Annotated in this window: 18 protein-coding genes and 4 pseudogenes; 10 read left to right on the top strand and 12 right to left on the bottom strand. The window is 70.0% G+C overall.

Going from position 1 to position 22,250, the window contains the following annotated elements:
* The first annotated feature begins 3 nt into the window (after positions 1–3).
* The gene (locus ACWCRD_RS34110) at positions 4–1,329 is read left to right on the top strand and encodes an amidohydrolase family protein (RefSeq protein ID WP_450969595.1); all 1,326 of its coding nucleotides are present in this window, start codon (positions 4–6) and stop codon (positions 1,327–1,329) included.
* Positions 1,330–1,691: 362 nt separating this feature from the next.
* On the opposite strand, the gene ACWCRD_RS34105 is transcribed toward ACWCRD_RS34110, so the two are convergent.
* The 3 genes and pseudogenes from ACWCRD_RS34105 to ACWCRD_RS34095 all read right to left on the bottom strand — a co-directional run bounded on the left by ACWCRD_RS34105 (position 1,692) and on the right by ACWCRD_RS34095 (position 4,700).
* Positions 1,692–2,318 carry a TetR/AcrR family transcriptional regulator C-terminal domain-containing protein gene (locus ACWCRD_RS34105; protein ID WP_450969594.1) on the bottom strand — a complete coding sequence of 209 codons (627 nt, stop codon included), beginning with the start codon at positions 2,316–2,318 and terminating at the stop codon, positions 1,692–1,694.
* Positions 2,319–2,571: 253 nt separating this feature from the next.
* Positions 2,572–2,745 (bottom strand): annotated as a pseudogene (locus ACWCRD_RS34100) (D-arabinono-1,4-lactone oxidase); the annotation flags it as partial.
* 522 nt (positions 2,746–3,267) lie between these two features.
* A pseudogene (locus ACWCRD_RS34095) lies at positions 3,268–4,700 on the bottom strand (RICIN domain-containing protein).
* 454 nt (positions 4,701–5,154) lie between these two features.
* On the opposite strand from ACWCRD_RS34095, the gene ACWCRD_RS34090 reads away from it, so the two are divergent.
* On the top strand, positions 5,155–7,503 hold the full coding sequence (locus ACWCRD_RS34090) for an alpha-L-fucosidase (RefSeq protein WP_450969593.1): 2,349 nt from the start codon (positions 5,155–5,157) through the stop codon (positions 7,501–7,503).
* A gap of 91 nt (positions 7,504–7,594) precedes the next feature.
* The gene (locus ACWCRD_RS34085) at positions 7,595–8,215 is read left to right on the top strand and encodes a glycoside hydrolase N-terminal domain-containing protein (RefSeq protein WP_450969592.1); all 621 of its coding nucleotides are present in this window, start codon (positions 7,595–7,597) and stop codon (positions 8,213–8,215) included.
* A gap of 250 nt (positions 8,216–8,465) precedes the next feature.
* Here the strand turns inward: ACWCRD_RS34085 and ACWCRD_RS34080 are convergent.
* The 4 genes and pseudogenes from ACWCRD_RS34080 to ACWCRD_RS34065 form a co-directional block, all read right to left on the bottom strand.
* A pseudogene (locus ACWCRD_RS34080) lies at positions 8,466–8,642 on the bottom strand (sugar ABC transporter substrate-binding protein); the annotation flags it as partial.
* Positions 8,643–8,959: 317 nt separating this feature from the next.
* Complete coding sequence (locus ACWCRD_RS34075; RefSeq protein WP_450969674.1) at positions 8,960–9,097, bottom strand: hypothetical protein; 138 nt, start codon at positions 9,095–9,097, stop codon at positions 8,960–8,962.
* 79 nt (positions 9,098–9,176) lie between these two features.
* A pseudogene (locus ACWCRD_RS34070) lies at positions 9,177–9,353 on the bottom strand (DoxX family protein); the annotation flags it as partial.
* Positions 9,354–9,390: 37 nt separating this feature from the next.
* Positions 9,391–10,299: a LysR family transcriptional regulator gene (locus ACWCRD_RS34065; protein WP_450969591.1), complete on the bottom strand. Its 909-nt coding sequence runs from the start codon at positions 10,297–10,299 to the stop codon at positions 9,391–9,393.
* 200 nt (positions 10,300–10,499) lie between these two features.
* Between ACWCRD_RS34065 and ACWCRD_RS34060 the strand changes: the two genes are divergently transcribed.
* The 3 genes from ACWCRD_RS34060 to ACWCRD_RS34050 all read left to right on the top strand — a co-directional run bounded on the left by ACWCRD_RS34060 (position 10,500) and on the right by ACWCRD_RS34050 (position 13,682).
* A complete protein-coding gene (locus ACWCRD_RS34060) occupies positions 10,500–11,720 on the top strand; it encodes an FAD-dependent oxidoreductase (RefSeq protein ID WP_450969590.1) in 1,221 nt (406 codons plus the stop codon).
* 40 nt (positions 11,721–11,760) lie between these two features.
* Positions 11,761–12,654, top strand: a complete 894-nt coding sequence (locus tag ACWCRD_RS34055; RefSeq protein WP_450969589.1) for an alpha/beta hydrolase — start codon at positions 11,761–11,763, stop codon at positions 12,652–12,654.
* Between the two features lie 89 nt (positions 12,655–12,743).
* Positions 12,744–13,682 carry a flavodoxin family protein gene (locus ACWCRD_RS34050; RefSeq protein WP_450969588.1) on the top strand — a complete coding sequence of 313 codons (939 nt, stop codon included), beginning with the start codon at positions 12,744–12,746 and terminating at the stop codon, positions 13,680–13,682.
* Between the two features lie 156 nt (positions 13,683–13,838).
* Here ACWCRD_RS34050 and ACWCRD_RS34045 read toward each other — a convergent pair whose 3' ends face one another.
* The 3 genes from ACWCRD_RS34045 to ACWCRD_RS34035 all read right to left on the bottom strand — a co-directional run bounded on the left by ACWCRD_RS34045 (position 13,839) and on the right by ACWCRD_RS34035 (position 15,936).
* Positions 13,839–14,465 (bottom strand): YigZ family protein, encoded by a 627-nt coding sequence (locus ACWCRD_RS34045; protein ID WP_450969587.1) that lies wholly within the window; start codon positions 14,463–14,465, stop codon positions 13,839–13,841.
* 137 nt (positions 14,466–14,602) lie between these two features.
* Positions 14,603–15,175, bottom strand: coding sequence for a SixA phosphatase family protein (locus ACWCRD_RS34040; RefSeq protein ID WP_450969586.1), 573 nt, complete (start codon positions 15,173–15,175; stop codon positions 14,603–14,605).
* Positions 15,172–15,936, bottom strand: coding sequence for a hypothetical protein (locus tag ACWCRD_RS34035; RefSeq protein ID WP_450969585.1), 765 nt, complete (start codon positions 15,934–15,936; stop codon positions 15,172–15,174). The genes ACWCRD_RS34040 and ACWCRD_RS34035 overlap by 4 nt, the downstream gene beginning before the upstream one ends.
* A gap of 473 nt (positions 15,937–16,409) precedes the next feature.
* Between ACWCRD_RS34035 and ACWCRD_RS34030 the strand changes: the two genes are divergently transcribed.
* The 3 genes from ACWCRD_RS34030 (at position 16,410) to ACWCRD_RS34020 (ending at position 20,019) form a co-directional block, all read left to right on the top strand.
* A complete protein-coding gene (locus ACWCRD_RS34030; RefSeq protein WP_450969669.1) occupies positions 16,410–16,817 on the top strand; it encodes a CoA-binding protein in 408 nt (135 codons plus the stop codon).
* Between the two features lie 270 nt (positions 16,818–17,087).
* Complete coding sequence (locus tag ACWCRD_RS34025) at positions 17,088–18,725, top strand: APC family permease (protein WP_450969584.1); 1,638 nt, start codon at positions 17,088–17,090, stop codon at positions 18,723–18,725.
* Positions 18,726–18,801: 76 nt separating this feature from the next.
* A complete protein-coding gene (locus ACWCRD_RS34020) occupies positions 18,802–20,019 on the top strand; it encodes a 4-hydroxybenzoate 3-monooxygenase (protein WP_450969583.1) in 1,218 nt (405 codons plus the stop codon).
* 12 nt (positions 20,020–20,031) lie between these two features.
* Here the strand turns inward: ACWCRD_RS34020 and ACWCRD_RS34015 are convergent, their stop codons facing one another.
* The gene (locus ACWCRD_RS34015) at positions 20,032–20,391 is read right to left on the bottom strand and encodes a metalloregulator ArsR/SmtB family transcription factor (RefSeq protein ID WP_181922852.1); all 360 of its coding nucleotides are present in this window, start codon (positions 20,389–20,391) and stop codon (positions 20,032–20,034) included.
* A 61-nt stretch (positions 20,392–20,452) separates the two neighbouring features.
* Between ACWCRD_RS34015 and ACWCRD_RS34010 the strand changes: the two genes are divergently transcribed.
* On the top strand, positions 20,453–21,544 hold the full coding sequence (locus ACWCRD_RS34010; RefSeq protein WP_450969582.1) for a cation diffusion facilitator family transporter: 1,092 nt from the start codon (positions 20,453–20,455) through the stop codon (positions 21,542–21,544).
* Between the two features lie 119 nt (positions 21,545–21,663).
* On the opposite strand, the gene ACWCRD_RS34005 is transcribed toward ACWCRD_RS34010, so the two are convergent.
* On the bottom strand, positions 21,664–22,218 hold the full coding sequence (locus ACWCRD_RS34005) for a YbaK/EbsC family protein (RefSeq protein ID WP_450969581.1): 555 nt from the start codon (positions 22,216–22,218) through the stop codon (positions 21,664–21,666).
* Between the last annotated feature and the right edge of the window lie 32 nt (positions 22,219–22,250).

Genomic DNA, 22,250 nt, shown 5'->3' with positions numbered 1-22,250 from the left:
AGCGTGAGCCGCACGCTGCTGCGCGGAGCGCAGATCATCAGCATGGTGCCGGACCGGCCCGACGCGGAACACCTCGACATCCTCATCGACGGTGACCGCATCGCCGCCATCGGCCAGGACATCGAGGCGTCCGGCGCCGAAGTCGTCGACTTCGGCGGCCGTATCCTCATCCCCGGCCTGGTCAACGCCCACCTGCACACCTGGCAGAGCGCGCTGCGCTCCGCGGGCGCCGACTGGACGCTGATGGAGTACCTCACCCGCCTCCACGGCGAGTGCGTCGGCCACTACACCCCGGCCGACATGCACATCAGCAACGTGGTCGGCGCGCTGAACCAGATCAACTGCGGTACGACCACCCTCGGCGACTGGTGTCACAACGCCCTCTCGCCCGAGCACGCCGACGCCGCCGTGGAGGGACTGGCCCAGGCGGGGATCCGAGCCGTCTTCCTGCACGGCACGCCCTACCGATCACCGGAGACCCCGCATCCGCTCGGCGAGATCGACCGGCTGCTCGACGGCCCCGTCCGCGACCATCCCCTCCTGACCCTGGGCATGGCTCTGCAGGGGCCGCAGTATTCCTCGCCGGAGACGGCGGTGGCCGACTTCCGAGCCGGCGCAGACCGCGGTCTCGTCGTCTCGATGCACCAGAGCGGCGGAGAACTCTCCCCCGGCTGGGAGGCCGTGCGGGCCTCCGGGCTGTTCGGCCGCCTGACCAACGTCGTACACGGAGCCGATCTGCCCAACGCCTGGACCGAGATGCTCGTCGAGGCGGGCGTCACCTTCACCGCCACCCCGGAGAACGAACTGGGCCAGGGTCACGGCACCCCCGTCACCGGGGCCCTGTTGCGCCTGGGCGCGGCGCCCTCCCTGGGCACGGACATCGACACTGCCGTACCGGGCAACCTCCTGACCGCGGCCCGCATCGCCCTCGCCCATCAGCGCAGCCTGGACCACGCCCAGTACCGGGAGACGACCGGCATGCACGCCAACACGGCCTCCGTGACTGCCAAACAAGCACTGGCCTGGGCCACGGTCGAAGGGGCGAGGGCACTGGGCCTGGCCGACCAGGTGGGCCAGATCCAGGTCGGCATGCAGGCCGACCTCGTCGCCGTCGACGCCCGTGCACTCAACCTGTGGCCCGCACACGACCCCGTCGCCACCGCCCTGCACGCCGACATCGCCAACGTCGAAGCAGTGATGGTCGCCGGCACCTGGCGCAAACGCGATCACGCTCTGCTCGCACCCGGCATCGATGAACTCAAGAACCAGCTCCGGGACTCCGGACAGCGGCTGCTGCGCAGCATCAGCCCTGCACACAGCCACGCCTGACACACGAAACGGCCCCGAAGCACGAACCGCGCGCCGACGTTCATGACTGCCCGTTCCGCCTCGGCCGTGGGCCACTCGCCCCGGAGCCGCGCACCGCTGCCGCCCCTACAGGAGAACGCGACGTGATCAGTCCCAGGTCGGCCACCGTGGGGCTGCCCCGCCCGGCGCTGCACCAGGTGCGGATCGTACAGACCGCCATCGTGCTCTTGGACGACGGCGGCATCGAGAACCTGAGCACGCGAAGGCTCGCCCGTCGCCTCGACGTCACCGCGGCAGTCATCGCGGAACAGGATCTGCCAAACGGAGCAGTCCAGTTCTGTCTCTGCAGCCGAGGATGGCCGAGGCGCACATCGCTTGTTCGGTCAGCCCTCGCCGCGTAGGCGCTCGAGTCCACTGAGAAGAAGGTCGAGGCCGAAGGAGAACTCCTCCTCGATCGGAACGGGCATCTCGGAGGCAACGGTGAGGGTGGCCGGGAACAGATCCGGATCCACCCTCTGGAAGACGGCCGCCGCCTGCGCGTCCTCGGACTGGTCCGCTCCCTCGTGGCGGTTGACCTGGACGGCGAATCCGAGGACGTAGCGGGCCAGGGTCGCATAGGCATGCGCGGCCAGCCGCGGCCGGAAGCCGCTGTCGAGCAACACCGCGACACAGCGCTCCCGCACTGCCATCGCCTTCGGCCCCAGGGGAACCTGCTCGACCATCAGGCGTGCCGCGTTCTGGTGGCGGGACAAGGCGTCGAACATGGCGTGCGCGGCCGTCCGTAGTGCCTGCTGCCAGGCCATCGCGCGAAGTTCGTCGCCGTCCAGTTCCACGGCACCGAACATGCGGTCCACGACATGCGCAGTCAGCGCCGCCCGATTGTCGAAGTGCCGGTACAGCGTCGCCGTGCCCGAGCCCAGTCGCTGGGCCAGCGTCCGCATCGACAGAGCGTCGGCGCCCTCCTCGTCCACGATCTGCAGGGCCGTGGAAACAATGCGCTCCAACGGCATGGGAGGGCGCCCGGGGGAACGCCGCGCCGGTGCGGCGCCCGCTCGCTGTGGATCGGTTGCTGCCACGCTACGTCCTATCCCCTCAGTCGGCACCATAACAGCAACACCGTATCCGATATGAAAGCTACTGGCCGGACGGGGAGCAGCGGCCCTACGCGTCCTGGAGCGGCTCGGTCACTCTCCCAGCACCCTTCGCAGATACGGGTTGGTGAAGCGCCGCTCACGGTCCAGTCGGTCGCGCAGGGCGGTGAACTAGTTCGCGCAGGGCGTCGAGGGTGGCCTCCTGGGGGACGGCGTACTCCATCTCGATCATCCGGACGCGGCGCGGGCTGGTGAAGACATGGTGGGGGATGTCCGTGTAGGTCCTGGGCGAGAGGCCACGGGTGGCGACCCGCGCCAGCGTCGGGATGGTCGCGGGCACCTTGCGTCTTCCGGTCCTGCGACCGACCGTGACCGTCGCCCTGGCGCGTAGCCGGGGCGCGACCTGCCTGGCCACCGGAACAGGGCATCGCCGGAAACTGATGAAGATCCACCATCTTGAAGCCGCCGGTCATGGGGCTGGTGTGGATCTGTCGGCGGCCCGATCGACCCGGACAACGAGACCCACGACCTCGTCATGTCCGTCTTCGGCGGCATGAGCAAGGGAGAACGCAACCGCATCAAGATCCGCGTGCGCACCGCCATGAGCTCCCAGGCCCAGCTCCAGGGCCGCTAGCTCGGCGGGCGACCACCTTACGGCTACCGGATCGCCGACGCCGACCCCACCCCAACCCTTCGAAGGGTCCTGCATCGGCTCGACTGCCGGATCAGACGGACGGTGCCGTGGCCGCCCTGCTACTCAGCGGCTGCGTTCCGCCTCCGGCGTACGCCACCACCAACACGGCGGCCACTTGGACGGCGCGAGCGACGGACGCGGTGAGACAGGGCCTTGACCACGGCGTCCGGGCGGTCAGGCGGTGCGCTGCAGGAACTGCTGGTTGGTGCCGGTGCCACAGGGCCACTGGATGAGACGGGCGCCGTTCGCGGTGGAGGCGTCCTTCACGTCCAGGCACTTGCCGCTGTGCCGGGCGACGAGGTGGAAGTAGCTCCCTGGTCCTGGAAGAGCCACTGCTGGTTGGTGCCGGTGGTGCACTTGTACTGGTTGACGTAGGCGCCGTCCGCGGTGGAGGCACCTGACACGTCCATGCACTTGCCGCTGTGCTCGGCGATGACCTGGACGTAGCCGCCGCCGACGTCGCTCAGACGCCACTGCTGGTTGAGGCCGCCGTTGCAGTCGTATTGCAGGATGACCGCGCTGTCGGCGGCGGAGTTGTCCGAGACGTCGACGCACCTGCCGCTGTGCCGGGCGACGAGGTTGTAGTACGGGCCGCCGCCCACGCCCGTTACGGTTCCGGCCGCCGTGTCGATGGCGATCTGCGGATACCACGGCAGGTCCATGGTCGTGCTGGTCGGGAAGGTCAGCGGCAGCCAGACGTACTGCGAGTCCTCGACCGTGCCGCCGAAGGAGTTGCCCCAGCGGTCGCCCATGTACATGTACGAGGTGCCCGAGGTGCCCTGGACGGGGAGGACGTAGGCGGTCTGGGAGCCGTAGGCGGTGTCGTTGCCGACGTCCGTCATGGCCGTCCACGGGCCGGCGAGGGTGGTTGCCGTGGCGTACTGCTGCTGGTTGGGCTTCCAACCGCTGTTGCCCGAGGTGAGCATGAAGTAGACGCCGCCCCGCTTGAACAGCGCCGGAGCCTCGCGGTAGGTGCCGGGCCACGGGTTGGCGACCAGGCCGTCGACGCCCGTGTAGTCGGCGGTGAGCTTGAAGATGTCGAGGTCGGCGTTCTCGTTGGCGGAGGAGACCAGGTAGGCCGAGCCGTCGGTGTCCTTGTAGAGGGTCATGTCCCGTGAGGTGATGCCGAGCGGCCGGAAGCTGCCCAGGTAGGTGTAGGTGCCGTCGACCGTGTCCGACACGGCGACGGCGACGCGGGCCTGGGTGTAGTCGGTGGCCAGTTCCTTGTGCATCCACATGACGTACTTGCCGGTCGTGCTGTTGTAGATGACCTTGGGCCGCTCGATGTTGGCGGAGGCGAGTTCGGCCGCGCTGCTCCGCGTGAGGACGTTGTTGCGGAACTCCCAGGTCTTCAGGTCGGTCGACCGGTAGACCGAGACGTACTTGAAGGAGTTGTCGGCGTTGCGGTTCTCGCCGAACCAGTAGTAGTAGGAGCCGACTTTGATGACGCCACCGCCGTGGGCGTGGACCACGGCACCGGTGGTGTCGGTGAACTGGGTCGCGTTGGTCACGGTGACCGAGGCGGCCAGTGCGGGCGCACCGGTGGCCACGACCCCGAGCGCGCCCATGAGGACGGCCGACAGAAGCAAGCAGATACGACGGAGCATGGGGATTCCTTCGTCGAAAGCCGGCGGAGGGCGGGGGCCGGCGCCGGGTTCGGCTCCTCGAAGGTGGCGGCTCATCCACCCGGGGACTTGGATAAATGTCAGAAGGTGTGCGTTTCTGCTGGAGCACGGTAGGGCTCGACAGGTGCCTCGTCAACGCTTCGAGTGAAGCCGACCTTGGATCTGCACCTGAACCATCCTTTCGAATACATCCCATGTCTAGCTCGATCACCGAGGCACTCACAGGGTTCACTCAGGCTCGGTTCAGAAAACTTGCGTCACAACCCTGGACAGAAGCGCCATGCGTATTCGTTAATCCATCCAATGTATTCGGGCGGAGTCAGAGGAGAGCGGGACTCTCATGGCTCCCCGGACTCACCGGTCGAGCAGCGCTGCCGCCTGACTCAAGGTCGCCAACCCCGGGCGCCCATCTCACGATCAAACAGGAGGAACCACGTTGCCGGAATCCATCTCACGTAGATCGGTGCTCGCCGGCATGGCGGCCGTGACGGTGGCCGCCACGGTCGGCTCGGTCGCACTGACCACGCCCGCCTACGCCGCAACGGTCGCCGCCCCTCTGCCACTCCCGCCCCTGCGCATCCCCAAGACCGATCTGGGCCTCGAGCAGCAGCCGGATTCCAAGATCCAGTGGCTTCAGGACGCCAAGCTGGGCATGTTCATCCACTGGGGTGTGTACTCGGGCCCCGCCAAGGGTGAGTGGTGGATGCACAACGCCCCCATCACGCCTTCCGACTACCGGAAGTACGTCACCGACGCCACGAGCGAGCAGTTCACCGCGGATGCCTACGACCCCGCCGCGTGGGCGCAGTTGGCCAAGGACTTCGGGGCGAAGTACGTGACCTTGACGACGCGTCACCACGACGGTTTCGCGCTGTGGCCGCTGAACCATCCCAACGCCTGGAGCTCCGGGCAGGCCCCGCTGAACCGGGACTTCGTCAAGGACTACGTGGCGGCGGTGCGGGCGGCCGGGCTGAAGGTGGGCCTCTACTACTCCCCCATCGACTGGCGCTATCCCGGCTACTACGACGTCACCGGCACCGACTGCGCGACCAACCCCTGGAACTACACCACCGACCCCGCGCACAAGGAGAACGCGCGGATCATGAAGACCGAGGTGTACGAGTCCGTCAAGGAGCTGGTCACCCAGTACGGCGTCATCGACGACCTGTGGTGGGACGGCGGCTGGCTGGCGGAGAAGGGCAGCGACGCCGACGCGGCGTTCTTCTGGGAGCCCGGCCAGTACCGGGACACCGCCAACCAGTGGCCGGTGGACGCCGCCTACGGCGAGAACGACGCCAGTGGCAAGCCGCTGGGTCTGATGGGCATGGTGCGCAAGCACCAGCCCGACATCGTCGCCAACCTGCGGTCCGGCTGGATGGGCGACTACCTCAACGACGAAGGTCCCGGAGTACCCACCGGGGCGATACGCACCGGCAACCTCGTCGAGAAGGTCTTCACCGTCGGCAGCTCCTGGGGCTACAACTCCGACAACAAGGTGATGAGTTACGGCATCGCGATGAACATCCTGGTCAACTGCTGGGTGCGCAACATGACCGCGATGGTCAACGTCGGCCCGGACCGGCACGGCACCGTCTCCTCGGGCCAGGCGAACCTGCTGCGCCAGATCGGCACCTTCATGACCGCCTGCGGCCAGTCCGTCTACGGCACCCGCGGCGGCCCCTGGAACCCCGTCGACGGCCAGTACGGCTTCACCTACAAGGACGACACCTTCTACATCCACCTCCTGCCCGGCTACAGCGGCACCGCCTTCACCACCCAGTCGATCGGGGACGCCAAGGTCACCCGCGTGTTCGACGTACGCTCCGGCACCAACCTGTCGTACACGGTCGCCGGTGACGGCCGGGTCACGGTCAACGGCATCGACCGCACCACCCACCCCCAGGACAGCGTCGTGGGGGTCACCCTGGACCGGTCCGTGCAGCCGGCCGACATCGCCGCCGGCAGGACCGCGACCGCCGACAGCGAGGAGAGCTCCAAGGGCAACTACGCCGCCAAGGCCGTCGACGGGTCCACCGCCACCCGCTGGTGCGCGAACAACGGCAACACCGGCCACTGGCTGAAGGTCGACCTCGGCTCCACCCGCTCCCTGACCGGCACCCGCATCGCCTGGGAGCTGGACAAGACCAACTACCGGTACAGGATCGAGGGTTCCACGGACAACACCACCTGGACCACTCTCGTCGACAACACGGCGACGACCAGCACCAGCCAGGTCCAGGTCGCCGTCTTCCAGGCGCAGGCGCGGTACGTCAGGGTCACGGTCACCGGCCTGCCCTCCGGCGTGTGGGCCTCCGTCCGCGGCCTGGAGGTCTACGACCGGCCCTTCGGCGCCGACCTGGGCACCTTCAAGCTGGTCAACCGCAACAGCGGCAAGGTGATGGACGTCAAGGACGCCTCGGCCCTCGACGGCGCCAACATCATCCAGTACCCCTGGGGCGGAACCAGCAGCACCAACCAGCAGTGGAAGCTGCTGCCGAACACCGACGGCTCCTACCGGCTGATCTGCCTCAAGAGCGGCAAGGCCCTGGAGAGCCCCAGCGGCTCCGCCCAGGGCGCCCTCCTCGACCAGGCGACCGACGCCTCGGCCGACAACCAGTCGTGGACGCTGGTCCCCTCCAAGACCAGCGGCTACTACCGGCTCGTCAACGTTCACACCGGATGGTGCGCCGACGTCAAGGACGGCTCGACCGCCGACAGCGCCTATGTGATCCAGTGGCCCATGAACGACGCCGCCAACCAGGACTGGCAACTCGTCGCGCTCTGATGCGGCGGACCGTGGTGCCGGGCCGCACGGTGGCCCGGCACCACGCCCACGCCTCCATCGCTTCCGCCCTCCGCCGACACGCAAAGGATCAGTGCCATGGGGGCTTCACGACCTGCAGCTCGACCCCAGACGGTTTCTGACCGGCGCCGCCATGACCGCCGGAGCCGTGGCACTGCCCGGTCTCTGCGCCGGCCGGGCGGCCGCCGCCGTGCCGCCCCAGGTCACGCTCCCCGACCGGGGCATCTACGACACCGCCACCGCGTCGGCGTGGCCCGACGGGTTCGTGACCGGCAACGGTGAGTACGGAGCCGTCTACTACGGTGCGCCGACGCTGGAGAAGGTCATCTTCAACCACCTCCGGTTCGTCCTGCCCAACGGCACCCGCACCATGTCGCCCCCGGTGATCGCGGACCGGCTGGCGTCCGTGCGGGACGAGGCGCCGGCCGGTGACTACTCCGGAGCGCAGACGACCTTCGCGCCCGGCTGGAGCCTGCGCTGGACGCAGACCTTCCACCCCGGACACGAACTGCAGCTGAACACCCCGGTCTTCGGCGACCGCCACCTCACCCCCGTTCCCCGCGACCCGCCCGTGCCGTCCCGCACGGTCACCCTCCTGCACCGCGAAGGCGCCTACCGCAGCGCTGTCACCCAAGCCTTCACCGAGCTCGCCCACAACCTCGTCCACAGCCGCGGCTACACCCCGCCCCCGTGATCCGCAAGGCAGGGTCTTGCACCTCTCACACACGCCCTTTGCGTGAGCAGGATCAACTACGGGTCACACGCCCTCTCCTGCGACTCGTATCGGGCGAAGCATCGATCTTCAAACAGGTGCTGGATGAACAGGTCCACCAGCGAGTCGGGGATCTCCGTCTGCCGGACATGGCACAGCGTGGCCGGCAACGTCAGCCGCCACGGCGGCTTCACCCGCTGCAGGTTCGCCGGGTACTCCTTGGACGTCCGCGGCCGCCCTTGGAGACGACGAACACGTGCTTCGGGTCCTTCGGACCGACCATCAGGCACTTCCGCTTGGGCACCTGGAGGGTGCCGGGGAGGGCGAAGCTGGACCCCATGTAGACGCCCTTGATGTCCGGGTTGGCGGTCAGGCCCGTCTGCAGCTTCTGCGCGGCGACCGCGCCGTCTCACACTGAAGCTCAGCCGGTCCACCGCGGTCTTGTCCCCATACCGTTTGGTCAACTCGCTTACTTCAATCATGGGTTGATCCCGATCCGCTCCCGCCGCTCCGGCCGGTCCGGAGCGCGTGTCTCAAAGCTGGGTACGGAACGGGCCGCATCCCTGGGACCAGGGGGGACACTTCGGCATCGCAGTGGTACCTCGGTACCACTGGGGCGACATCCTCTTGCAGTCCCACTGGAGGACGACCGCGCTGTCGGCGGCGGAGTTGTCCGAGACGTCGACGCACCTGCCGCTGTGCTGCGAGTCATCGACCGTACCGCTATTAGACGCCGCTTCGCTCGAACAGCGCCGGGGCCTCGCGGTAGGTGCTGGGCCACGGGTTGGCGACCGGGCTGTCGATGCCGGTGTAGTCGGCGGTCAGCCTGAAGATGTCGAGGTCGGCGCACAACGAACACGACACACCGGGCCACACCGACGTCACCGGAGAGTGAGGTCGGTACGTCAGCGTGTGGAACGGTGGCCGGCCCGGTCTCGGGTCGTCAGAAGGCGTACGGGCCGAAGCGGCCCCAGGCAATCAGGGCCAGCAGGGCTATGTAGACGACGTTCACGGCGGCGAGTTGGGTCTCGGACCGGCGCAGGTGGACCACCGAACCACCGCCCGCGAGCGCTATCCCGCCGAGCGCCGCCCAGGGGACCAGCGTCGGGGCGATGTCCGTGGCGCCCGGGAGGACAGGCTAGCATGATGTTACAGATTTAAACCATAGGGCCGCTCTCGACTGCCTGCCCGGCCTGAGCGGCCATGCGGCGCAGCCATATGTGGGCCGGTTCCCGCTCATGGAGGGGATGCCACCACAGGGACTCCACCAAGTGGCCGATCTCGAAGGCAGGTTGGACGACGGTGATCGATTGTCCGGAGAGCGTGGGGATCGCGACCCGTTCGGGCATCAGGCCGATCCGGTCGGTCCCCGCGACCAGGTGGGGGATGGCCAGGAAGTTCTCCGTGACGATCTCCGCGTGCGGTTCGATGCCCTCGGCATGCAGGCGGTTCAGGGGGGAGAAGACCGGCGACGGGTGACGGTAGGGCAACACCCAAGGGCGTTCCGCCAGTTCCTCCCGCCCGAGGACGGCCGGGGCGCGGTCGGCGGACACCACGCACACCCAACGGTCCTTGTACAGGTCGAAGGTGGGGATGTTCGACAGGATGCCCTGGGGCAGGACGAGGGCGTCCACCGTGCGCAGGTTGTCCAGCGCCTGCTGCACGACCCGTTCGGTGCTGTGCTGGAACCGCAGCCGCACGTTCGGCGCGGCGGTGCGGACCAGGTCGGCCAAAGCTCGCCCGAACGTGGGCAGTTGGCAGTCCGCCATGATCACGGCGAACTCGTGCCGGGCCTGGGTGGGGTCGAAGTCGGGGCGCGTCTGCAGGACCCGGTCCGCCCAGCTCAGGGCCTGCTCGGTGTGTTCCACCAGTCGTTCCGCCAGCGGGGTCAGCTCGTAGCTGTTGCCCACCCTGACGAGGAGTTCGTCGTTGTAGTGCCGGCGCAGCCGCGCCAGGGCTGCGCTCAGCGAGGGCTGGCTCAGGCCGAGCCGTTGTGCGGCCCGCGTCACGCTGCGTTCCTGGAGAAGCGCGTCCAGCGGCGGCAGCAGGTTGAGGTCCAGAGTCACGGCACCCGCCTCGAATGATCATCAGCTCTGTCTATGTCGAGCATAGGTGATTTCGGCTTCCCTGATCCCAGGGTCGACGCAAGAGTGGTGACACGGCTCGGCGGAACCTCGTGTCAGACAGACCGCCGCCAGTCCAGACGTTCGCGTTCTCGGGCCTGCACCGATCGATGCAGGTGTTCCGAGCCCATCAAGGAGGCGCTATGCCGTCGTTCCATGTCCTGATCGCCGGCGGAGGCATGGGAGGGCTCTGTCTGGCGCAGGGTCTTCGCCGCGCGGGCATCAGCTGCACCGTCCACGAGAGCGCGCCGGGCATCGGGCGGGCCGGCTACCGCCTGCACATGAACGGCGCCGGTGGCCGTGCTCTCCAGCAGTGCCTGCCCGACAACCTCTTCGAGCTGTACATGCAGACCTCGCGCGAGACACCGCGCCGTGAGGTCATGGTCATGATCGACCACCAGGCCCGCGAACTCGGCGCCCGCCCCCACATCGGCCCGCCCAACGACCCGCGGCGGCCCCACACGGCGGTCAACCGGCGCACGCTGCGCCAGATCATGGGCCTGGGCCTGGAGGACGTCGTCCGCTACGACAGCACCGTCACCGGCTTCGAGACGGACGGCGAGAAGGTGCGGGTGCTGCTCGACGACGGCACGAGCGAGACCGGGGACGTACTGGTGGGCGCCGACGGCATCAACTCCGTCGTGCGCAGGCAGTTGCTGCCCGACGTTGCGGTCGTGGACACCGGCATGCGCGGCCTGTACTCCACGGCACCGCTGACCGACGATCTGGCGGCGAGCCTGCCCGAGGCACTGTTCGACGGTTTCGCCGTCGCCGCGGGACCGAACGGCGCGATGTTCGCGTACGGCGTGTACCGGCCGCGCCGGCCGGTCGCCGAGGCGGTGGCCGAACTCGCGCCCGGTGCCCCCGTCGATCCCGTCGCTCCGTACATCATGGTCAACCTCGGCCTGCCGCCCGGCAGTCCTGTCGCAGCCGATGCTCCCGACCTGTGGCACAGCTCCGCCGAGACCCTGCACGCGCTGATGCGCACCGCGGTGCGGGGCTGGGATCCCGCCCTGGCCGGTCTCGTCGAGCACGTCGACGCGTCGACGATCTTCCCGGTGTCCATGCGTCACCTGCAGCCGGCAGACCCCTGGCCGGCCGGCCGGATCACCCTGCTCGGTGACGCGATCCACGCCATGCCTCCCTCGTTCGGCTCCGGCGCCAACACGGCACTGCGCGATGCCGCGGCTCTCGCCCGGGCCCTGGACCGCGCCGCCCACGGCGGCACACCCGTGGCGGAGGCCGTGGCCGAGTACGAGACCGAAATGCGCGCCGAGGTCTTCCCCATCCTGCGCGCCTCCGCCGACCCGCGGGCCGCCGACGTCGACTTCCTGCCCGACGACCTCCCCGTCAGCCGCACCTGATCGCCGCCACCCCGCCACGAGCCGCACCACGAGGAGAACCATGCCCGTCACCGAAGACATCGAGTTCCGCGTGTCGGAACTGACCCTGCGGGGCAAACTGTTCCGCCCGGCCGACGGCCCCGAACGCCCACCCGTCGCCATCCTCCAGGGCGGCCTGGGCGGTCCCGCGGAATCCATGTTCGCCATGGCCCGGGGCTTCACCGACGCCGGTCTGGCCTGTCTGGTCTACGACCACCGCAACACCGGCTACAGCGACGGCGAGCCCCGTCAGCAGTTCGACCCCTGGCAGCAGTGCCGGGACCTGCGCGACGTCATCACCCATCTGACCCTGCGCGAGGACGTCGATGCCGACCGCATCGCGCTGTGGGGCATCAGCATCGGGGGCGCCAACTCCCTCTTCACGGCCGCCACCGACCGCCGGGTCAAAGCCGTCGTCAGCATCATCCCCCCGGTCAGCGGCTGGAGCGCGCGCACCCTCCAACCAACCGACACACTCGCAGAACTGGAAGCTCTCATCCCCGCCGACCGCCAGGCCCAGCTGCGCGGCGAGCCGGCCGCAAGTATCCGCCTGCACGGCGTGCCGGAACCCGGGGACCCGGTCATGTTCAGCGACCAGGAGGGTCTGGAATTCGTCGAAAACATGATCCACCAGCTGCCCAGCTTCCGGAACGAGATCACCATCTCCACCCTCGACCGCATCTTCGAGATAGAGGTGCGTGCCTACGCCGAACGCATCACAGCCCCGGTCCTGATGATCCTCGCCTCCAAGGACACCGTCGCTCCCGTCGAGGAGGCCCGCGAGATGTACGAGCGGATCCCCGACCCGAAGGAGGTCATCGAGTACCCGGGCCAGCACTACGAGATCCTCTCGCACCACTTCCCCGAGATCATCACTCGCAGCGCCGACTGGCTGGCCGCCACCCTGCGCGGCTGACCGCCCCACCATCCGCTCCCGTCCGGTCCGCCGGAGCCCGCGTGGCCCGGCGGACCGACCCCCATCCCGAACACAGAGAGGTGTCGTCGATGCGTCTGCTCGGACTTGCCTGCGGGCAGGAGGACGGCAGTGCCGAGGTACTGCTGAAGGCCGCGCTCACCGCGGCCGCGCGCGAGGGGACAACCGTCGAGCTGGTACGGCTGACCGACCTGTCCCTGGTGACCGGCGCCACCGCGGACGCCCCGGACGACGCGGCCTGGTTCTGCGACCGGCTGCTCGACGCGGACGGCGTGATCGTCAGCTCCCCCACCTACACCCGCAGCGCACCGGGCGCGTTGAAGCTCCTCATCGACCGCGCCTTCGGTCCGCGCACGGACGTGGTCTTCGTCCGTGAGGCCCTCGCCCACCGCGAACACGGCCGGGCCGAACAGAAGGAGACGAGCGGCCTGCTGGGCCTCGACACGGCCCCCGACCCACGGGTCCTCAAGCCGCGCGTGGCCGGCTTCATCGCCGTGGGCGGCTGCCCCTCACCCCACTGGCGCACGCTGACCCTGCCCACAATGCACGCCCTGGCCTTCCCCCTGCACATGGCCGTCGCCGACCAGATGGAAGTCCCCACCCCCGGCGGCCTGGGCGGCATAGCCACCGACCCGGCGGCCGTACGGCGCGCCGAGCGGCTGGGCGGCGCCGTTGCCCGGCAGCTCGGCCTGCCCCACGACGAGGTCCGGTTCCTGGGCGAGCCCGGCACCTGCCCGATATGCCACCTCGACCTGATCGTGCTGCGCGGCCCCCGCGCCGAATGCGGCACCTGCGGGGCGGTGGGCCGTTTCGTCGTCGAGGACGGCGACGTCCGCGTCGACTTCTCCCCCGCCGGCACCGCTTCCTCCGTCCACACCCTCACGGAGCTGGAGGAGCACTACCGGGAACTGCTGAGCGCCGCCTCACTGGAGCCGGACCCCCAGGAGATCGACAAGCACGCCGCCGCGTTCCGCGACAGCGTCCCCCGACTGCGCCCACCGCGGCCGTGAGCGCCCGGGTCAGGGCGGTGGCTTCCCGCAGCGCGCTGTTGGCGCTCATGATCCCCGACCCTAACGGCCGGGTCTGACATCACGGTCGGTTACTCCCGTATCAGCCCGTCATACCCCGTCCCGCACCGATCCGTTACGCCCCTTTCGTACCGGTCTTCAGGCGTCCCCGTAGGCCTCCCCGCCGAGTTCGAACCCGGCCGTCCCGGCGGTCGCGTCCGCGAGCCAGGCCCGGAAGGCGTCCACATCGGAGTCCGGCAGGCCGACCTCGATGGTGACCGCCTCGCCGTAGCGCACGTCACGCACCTCGCGGCCCGTCGCACGCAGGTCGTTCTGGACCTTGCCGGCGCGCTGGTGGTCGACGGTCAGCGTGGCCAGCCGGAACCTGCGGCGGGTGAGGGTGCCGAGGGTGTCCAGGGCCTCGCCGACCGCGCCGCCGTACGCCCTGATGAGTCCGCCCGCGCCGAGCTTGACGCCGCCGTAGTAGCGGGTGACGACGGTGACGACGTACCGCATCTCCCGGCGCAGCAGCATCTGCAGCATGGGGACGCCCGCGGTGCCGCCCGGTTCTCCGTCGTCGCTGGCCTTCTGGACGGAGGCGTCGGCGCCGATGACGTAGGCCCAGCAGTTGTGGGTGGCGTCCGCGTGCTCCTTGCGCACGGCGGCGATGAAGTCCTGGGCCTCCTGCTCGGTGGCCGCCGGCGCCAGGGCGCACAGGAAGCGCGAGCGGTTGACCTCGGTCTCGTGCACGCCCGCGTGGGCGACCGTGCGGTACTCGTCCTGCATCCGGCCAGCCTATGCGGCGCGCGTGCGCTCGCCCGCGCCGGAGGGGCGGGCGGCTCACCCGACGGGAAGACCGGCCGCTGAGCCCGGTCGGTGCCCAGGTCGAGTACGGCGGACCGCTCGGCACCCCGGGCCGGGTCTCAGTCCTGCTGGCCGCCGTCCTTCTTCCTGCCGTCCTTCCTGCCCCGCGCCACGAGCATGCTCGTCAGCAGTGCCGTGCCCGGGGCGAGCGCCTCCCAGGCGGGTCCGTGCCAGGCCAGTACCGCGATCGCCGAGGTCGGGAACTTCAGCCGCACCTCGTCCAGGGCGTCGTCGAGGCTGTCGCCGGCCAGTTCCAGGACGAGTTCCTCAAGGCCGGGGTTGTGCCCGACCAGGAGCAGCGTCTCGACCTCGGCAAGCACCTCGTGCACGGCGGTCAGCAGGTCGGACACGTCGGCGGCGTACAGCCGCGGATCACGGCGTACCGGCGGCGGTGTGCCCCACTGGGCCGAGGCCAGTTCCCAGGTCTGCCGGGCACGCAGGGCGGTGGAGCACAGGGCGAGGTCCGGCAGGCAGTCGGCCTCGGCGAGGGCGCGTCCCGCGGCCGGTGCGTCACGGCGGCCGCGCGGGGCGAGCGGGCGTTCGTGGTCGGGGACGCCCTCCGGCCAGGCCGACTTGGCGTGCCGCAGCACCACCAGGCGGCGCAGCGGGCCGGCTCCGGCACGCGCGATCACGCCGGCGATCCGAGGTCGCGGGTGAGTTCCAGGCCGAGCAGCCGGTCCGCGTAGGCGTACGTCTCGAACCGGGCGCCGTCCGGCAGCCTGGACTCGGTCTCCACCCAGGTCAGCACGTCGAGCACGGAGGGGACGTCCAGGTCGTCCTCCCAGGCGGTACGCAGGCGGGCGCGGGCCTCGTCGGGAATCGGCCGCGACGGCTGCCGCGCCCAGGCGGCGACCGCCCGGCGCCAGCGTGCGAGGGTGTCACGGGCCTCGTCCAGGGCGGCCGCGTCGAGCTGCAGGGGTGTGCTCCGGCGCCGGGAGAGCAGGGCAAGGCGCAGGGCGGCCGGGTCTGCGCCCTCGGTGGTTCCGGGTGCCTCCGAGTCGACGGGGGCGACGGCGACCCGGACGCCGTCGGGTGTCGCGCCGCCCTCCCCCACGACGTGCAGTACCTGGGCCTCGCCCAGTCCTGGACCGACGTCCCGCCGGTCCTCGAAGGGCCTGATGCCGAGGGCGGCCGCCACGGACCGCAGCTCCGCCTGGCCCCGTTCAGCGGTCAGCACTCCCCACACCGGGGTGCCGCCGAGTTCCAGGGCCCGCACGAGGAGGTCGGCGACCAGCAGCACCCGCAGGGCGCCGGTGTGGAAATCCGGTACATGGGCTTCGACCCGGGTCAGCCCCCGGCGGGCCGGGGCGGCGTCGACGGACTCGCCGGTTCGGGCGTCGGTGATGCGCAGCACGGGCTGAGCGTAGGCGGGCGGACGGCCGCGCGCAGGCATCCGGCGCGAATTCCGCCCACGGCGGCGGATTTCCACCACGCGCGCGTGCCGCCGCCCGGCGCGGATGTGACGTACGCGCGCGTGCAGAGCCGGTGGCCACCCGCTCGCACCTTTCCCTCATACGTGAGGCTCACCCATCCGCGCACGGTGCAGGACCCGTACCCGGTCGGACCCGTATCCGGTCGGACCCGTATCCGGTCGGACCCGTGCCCGGTCGAGTGCCGCCACCGCCGCCGTCTGCTCCCAGGACGTCTGCCCCATGCGGCAGGAAGTGGTCGCGCGCGCCGAAGCCGGTGGCTCCTTGGATCGCGCCGGCGATCCGAGGCCGCGGGTGAGCTTCGGCCCAGCAGCCGGTCATGCGCCGACAGCCGGCCGAACAGGCCGTCAGGGCGCGGCGGAAGCCGGGGAATCATCGTGAACTCCCCGCCGTTGTCGGACAGAAGGGCATGTCCACGAGGTGCAGGGAGGCCGCGGTGTACGGCGACGAGGCAACGATCCGCAGGATCCTCACCGAGTCTGGCGACACCTGGGCCGTGGTGGGCCTCTCGTCGAACCGAGGCCGCGCCGCCTACGGCGTCGCCCAGGTGCTGCAGCGCTTCGGCAAGCGCATCGTGCCCGTCCACCCCAAAGCGGAGACGGTGCACGGCGAGCAGGGGTACGCCTGCCTCGCCGACATCCCCTTCGACGTGGACGTCGTCGACGTCTTCGTCAACAGCGACCTCGCCGGACCGGTCGCCGACGAGGCGGTCGCCAAGGGCGCCCGGGCCGTCTGGTTCCAGCTCGGCGTGATCGACGAGGCGGCGTACGACCGCACGCGTGCGGCGGGCCTCGACATGGTGATGGACCGCTGCCCCGCCATCGAGATACCGCTGCTCGGCTGAGCCGGCCGGGCCCCCGCGCCCCCAGATGTGCCGCCGGTCACACAGCAAGCGCTCCCGGGGGGCCGCCGATCCGCTGCGGATTTTGTGGGCGGTTTCAAGGGTGACAGCGGTTTCCACTGCGTACAGAGCGCCTGAAGGACTGTCCAGGAAGCTCCCGGCCGTTGGTCAAAACTTCACCATGGGTCTTCTGTTCGACCCCTGATGTTTCCTAATCTGCGACGTCGCACGCACTGAAAACAAGTATTCAACTGGTGAGAGGTCGCTGAAAATATGGTGAGCGTCGAGCAGACCTCCGTGGAGGAGGCCAGGGGTCCCGGTGGCCTCAGGCGTGACGTCGGACTGATCGGTCTGATGTGGGCCTCCGTCGGTTCCATCATCGGCTCGGGATGGCTCTACGGAGCCCACGACGCGGTCATCCAGGCCGGACCGGCGGCGATCATCTCGTGGGTGATCGGCGCGGTCGCGATCGTGCTGCTGGCGCTGGTCCACGCCGAGCTGGGCGGCATGTTCCCGGTGGCGGGCGGTACTGCCCGTTATCCGCACTACGCGTTCGGCGGACTGGCCGGCATGTCGTTCGGCTGGTTCTCCTGGCTCCAGGCCGCGACCGTCGCCCCGATCGAGGTCGAGGCAATGATCGGTTACGCCGGTCACTGGTCCTGGGCACAGGGCCTTCAGCACGCCGACAAGACCCTGACCGCCAGCGGTCTGATCGTGGCGGTCGTACTCATGGCCGTCTTCGTCGGGGTGAACTTCTTCGGCGTACGGGCGCTGGCGCACACCAACAGCGCTGCGACCTGGTGGAAGATCGCGGTCCCGCTGGGCGCGATCTTCATCATGGCGGCGACCCACTTCCACCCCGCCAACTTCCACTCCGAGGGCTTCGCGCCGTTCGGTGCCAAGGGCGTGCTCGCCGCGATCAGCACCAGCGGCATCATCTTCGCGCTGCTCGGCTTCGAGCAGGCCATCCAGCTGGCGGGCGAGAGCCGCAACCCCAAGCGGGACCTGCCGCGTGCCACGCTCGGCTCGGTCGCGATCGGCGCCGTCATCTACGTCCTCCTCCAGGTCGTGTTCATCGGCGCGCTGCCGCACAGCAGCTTCGTGCACGGCTGGGCCCACCTCGCGTTCAAGGGCGACACCGGCCCGTGGGCCGGTGTCGCGACCCTGGCGGGCCTCGGATGGCTGGCCTTCGTCCTCTACCTTGACGCGATCATCTCCCCCGGCGGTACCGGCCTGATCTACACCACCGCCACCTCCCGCGTCTCCTACGGCCTGGCGAAGAACGGCTACGCGCCGAAGATCTTCACCAAGACCGACTCGCGCGGTGTGCCGTGGTTCGGCCTCGTCATGTCCTTCGTCACCGGCGTGATCTGCTTCCTGCCCTTCCCCAGCTGGCACAAGCTGGTCGGCTTCATCACCTCGGCGAGCGTCCTGATGTACGCGGGCGCGCCGCTGGCGTACGGCGTCTTCGCCGACAAGCTGCCGCACCTGGAGCGCCCGTACCGGCTGCCCGGCGGCAAGCTGATCTCGCCGGTGTCGTTCGTGGTGGCCAACCTGATCATCTACTGGTCCGGCTGGGACACCCTGTGGCGGCTCGGTCTGGCGATCGTCCTCGGCTACCTGCTTCTGGGCGGCTACGCCTGGTGGGCCAACTCCACCGACCAGCCCGACGCGCCCCGGATGGACTTCAAGGCCGCCCAGTGGCTGCCGGTCTATCTCCTGGGCATGGGCGTGATCTCCGCCGAGGGCGGCTTCGGCGGCGCGGGCAACATCGGACTGTGGTGGGACATCCTGGTCATCGCCGTCTTCTCCCTGGTGATCTACTACTGGGCCCGGGCGACCTCCTCGAAGCGCGAGGACATCGAGCGCAGCATCGACGAAGTCGTCGTCACCGACGCCCCCGCGCACTGACCGACCACTCGCTCGACCCGGCCCGTCGGCCGCGGCTCCCCTGCCGTGGCTGACGGGCCACCGTCATAATGCTCCGGTGACTTCCACCCCCGGCCCCAACTCCCCTTCCGCGCAACGTTTTCCGGTGGTGATCGTCGGCGCCGGGCCCGCCGGTCTCACCATCGGGAACATCCTGCGGGCCGCGTCGGTCGACTGCCTGGTCCTGGAAGCCGAGACGCGCGAGTTCATCGAGCAGCGTCCACGGGCCGGTGTACTCGAGGAGTGGGCCGTGCACGGGCTGCAGGAACGGGGCCTCGCGGACCGTCTGATGGAGCGGGCGCAGCTGCACACCCAGTGCGAGTTCCGCGTCGAGGGGCAACGGCACCGGTTCTCCTACACCGATCTGACCGGGCATCACCACTTCGTCTACCCGCAGCCGTTGCTGGTGACGGACCTGGTGCGCGAGTACGCCGACGTGCGCGGCGGCGCCATCCGCTTCGGCGTGCGGGACGTACAGCTGCACGGCCTGGACACGGACCGGCCGGCGGTGTCGTACCTAGACCCCGAGACCGGTCGACGCACGCTCGTGCACTGCGACTTCGTGGCGGGCTGCGACGGGGCACGCGGGGTGACCCGGACCGTGCTTCCGCAGCAGGCCCGGATCTCCCGGCACGACTACGGCATCGGCTGGCTGGCGCTGCTGGCTCAGGCGCCGCCGTCCAGCGACTGCGTGGTGTTCGGCATCCATCCGAACGGCTTCGCCGGGCACATGGCCCGCAGCCCCGAGGTCACCCGCTACTACCTGGAGTGCCCGCCGGGCGACGATCCGGAGAACTGGCCGGAGGAACGCGTCTGGGCGGAACTGCAGGAGCGGCTCGGTGCCGCCGACCGGCCGCCGCTCACGGAGGGCAGGCTGATCGAGAAGCGCGTCCTCGACATGCACAACTACGTGGTCGAACCCATGGTGTTCGGCCGTCTCTTCCTGGCCGGGGACGCAGCTCATCTCACCGCGCCCATCGCGGCCAAGGGCATGAACCTGGCCCTGCACGACGCCTTCCTGCTCGGGGACGGGCTCATCGCGCACCTCACCAAGGGCGACACCGGCGGCCTCGACGGCTACTCGGCGGCCTGCCTGGGACGGGTGTGGGACTACCAGGAGTTCTCGCAGTGGCTGTCGGAGGTGTACCACGGCGCGTCGTCGGGCGACGCCTACCGCGCGGGCACGACGCTGGCCCGGCTGCGCCGCCTCTTCGAATCCCCCGCTGCCGCGGCGGCGTTCGCGGAGCAGTACCTCGGCAAGAGCTCCGCGTCCTGAACCCCGTGCTCCTCAGTCGTGCAGCGGGCGGTCGCTGAGGCGATGGTCCGCCACCTTCAGCGCCTCGTCCACGAGCCGCCGCAGATGGCCGTCCCGCAGTGAGTAGACGACCCTGCGGCCCTCCTTGCGCGTGTTCACCAGGCCCGCCAGCCGCAGCCGCGCCAGATGCTGGCTGACCGCGGGCCGGGCCGCCCCGCTCGCCTCCGTGAGGGTCGTGACGTCCGCCTCGCCGCCGGTCAGGGCATGCAGCAGCGCGAGGCGGGTGCGGTCGCCCAGCAGGGCGAGGAGTTCGGCGGCGAGAGCGAACTGTTCCTCGCCCGGGGTGCGCGGGTGCGCATCCTTCGCAGTTGATAGGTGCATGCGTGCGCTCATACGCACATAATGGTCCCGTGGGCGTCCCGCGTCCACCACCGCGCACCGGAAGGGGCCCCACGTGAGCGAACGGCGCCACCACCACGAAGAGCACCACGACCACCATGGGCACCACGACCACCACGACCACCACGACCACCACGGGCACCCGCATCACCACCGACCGACGGGTCTTCGGCACCGCCTCAGCCACCTCTTCACCCCGCACTCCCACGAGACCGCCGACAAGCTCGACTCCGCACTGGAGTCCTCGGCCCGCGGCATGCGCGCCCTCTGGGTCTCGCTGGCCGTCCTCGGGGCGACGGCCTTGGCGCAGGCCGTGGTCGTGGTCCTGTCCGGTTCGGTGGCCCTGCTCGGCGACACGGTGCACAACGCCGCCGACGCGCTGACCGCCGTACCGCTCGGGATCGCCTTCGTGCTGGGCCGACGGGCGGCCACGCGCCGCTTCACCTACGGATACGGCCGGGCCGAGGACCTCGCGGGAATCGTGATCGTGCTGACGATCGCCGCGTCGGCCGCGTTCGCGGCCTGGGCGGCGGTGGAGCGGCTGCTCGATCCGCGTCCCGTGGCGCACATACCGGCGGTGGCGGTGGCCGCGCTGGTCGGCTTCGCCGGGAACGAATGGGTGGCCCGCCACCGGATCCGGGTGGGCCGGGAGATCGGCTCGGCCGCGCTGGTCGCCGACGGACTGCACGCCCGTACGGACGGCTTCACGTCACTGGCCGTCCTGCTGGGCGCCGGCGGATCGGCCCTGGGCCGGCAACTCGCCGACCCACTCGTGGGATTGGCGATCACCGCGGCGATCGCGCTGGTGCTGCGGGACGCCGCCCGCGAGGTGTTCCGTCGGGTGATGGACGCCGTCGACCCGGAGTTGGTGGACCGGGCCGAGCTGGCTCTGCGCGAGGTGCCGGGCGTGCGGGAGGTCGGTGAGCTGCGGCTGCGCTGGATCGGGCACCGGCTGCGGGCCGAGGTGGCGGTGGTCGTCGACGGCGAGGCGACCGTACGTTCGGCGCACACCATCGCGGTCGAGGCCGAGCACGCCCTGCTGCATGCCATACCGAGACTGACGGCGGCCCTGGTGCACGCAGATCCGGCACCGGTGCCGGGCCAGGCGGACCCCCACCTGGCGTTGGCGCATCACGCGACCCACTAGGCGGCCTCAGCAAAGACCCGTGAAGTCCGGCAGCGCCCCAAAGGGGCGCGAGGAACTGCGCGACCAGCCACGACGACGCCGCAGACAAAAGACGGCACATCCCCCGGGGCTCGGCGCGCTCAGACGCCGAGCCCCTCCAACACCACCGCCCCCGGCAGTTCCGCAAAGGCCTTCCCCGGCACCAGCAGCTTCCCCCGTCGGCGTCCGCTGCCCACCAGGACGTAGGAGAGGTCGACAACAGTCGAATCCACCAGCACCGGCCAGCCCTCCGGGAGGCCGATCGGGGTGACGCCCCCGTACTCCATCCCGGTCTCCCCCGTCGCGGTGTCCATGGACGCGAACGAGGCCTTGCGGGCGCCGAGTTGGCGGCGGACGACGCCGTTGACGTCGACCCGTGAGGTGGAGAGCACGAGGCACGCGGCGAGTGTCGTCTCCCCGCCCCGCTTGCCGGCCACCACCACGCAGTTCGCAGACTGCTCGAGCAGTTCCTGCCCGTAGTGCTCCACGAAGACGGCGGTGTCGGCCCACTGCGGGTCGGTGTCGACGTAGACGATCTGGTCGGCGGGGACGCTGCCCCGCCAGTGGCGTACGGCGTCGGCGACCGGGCCGGTCAGTTCGTCGAGGGCGTCGGGGGCGGGGATCGCGAGGTCGAAGTGTCCGATGGGTGGGCGCATGGGCGCACGGTAACAGGGCGTCCGGGGCCGCC

It is taken from the genome of Streptomyces sp. NPDC002092 (assembly GCF_053593775.1).
The sequence above is the reverse complement of the archived record's forward strand: the minus strand, read 5'-3'. Positions and strand labels throughout refer to the sequence as shown.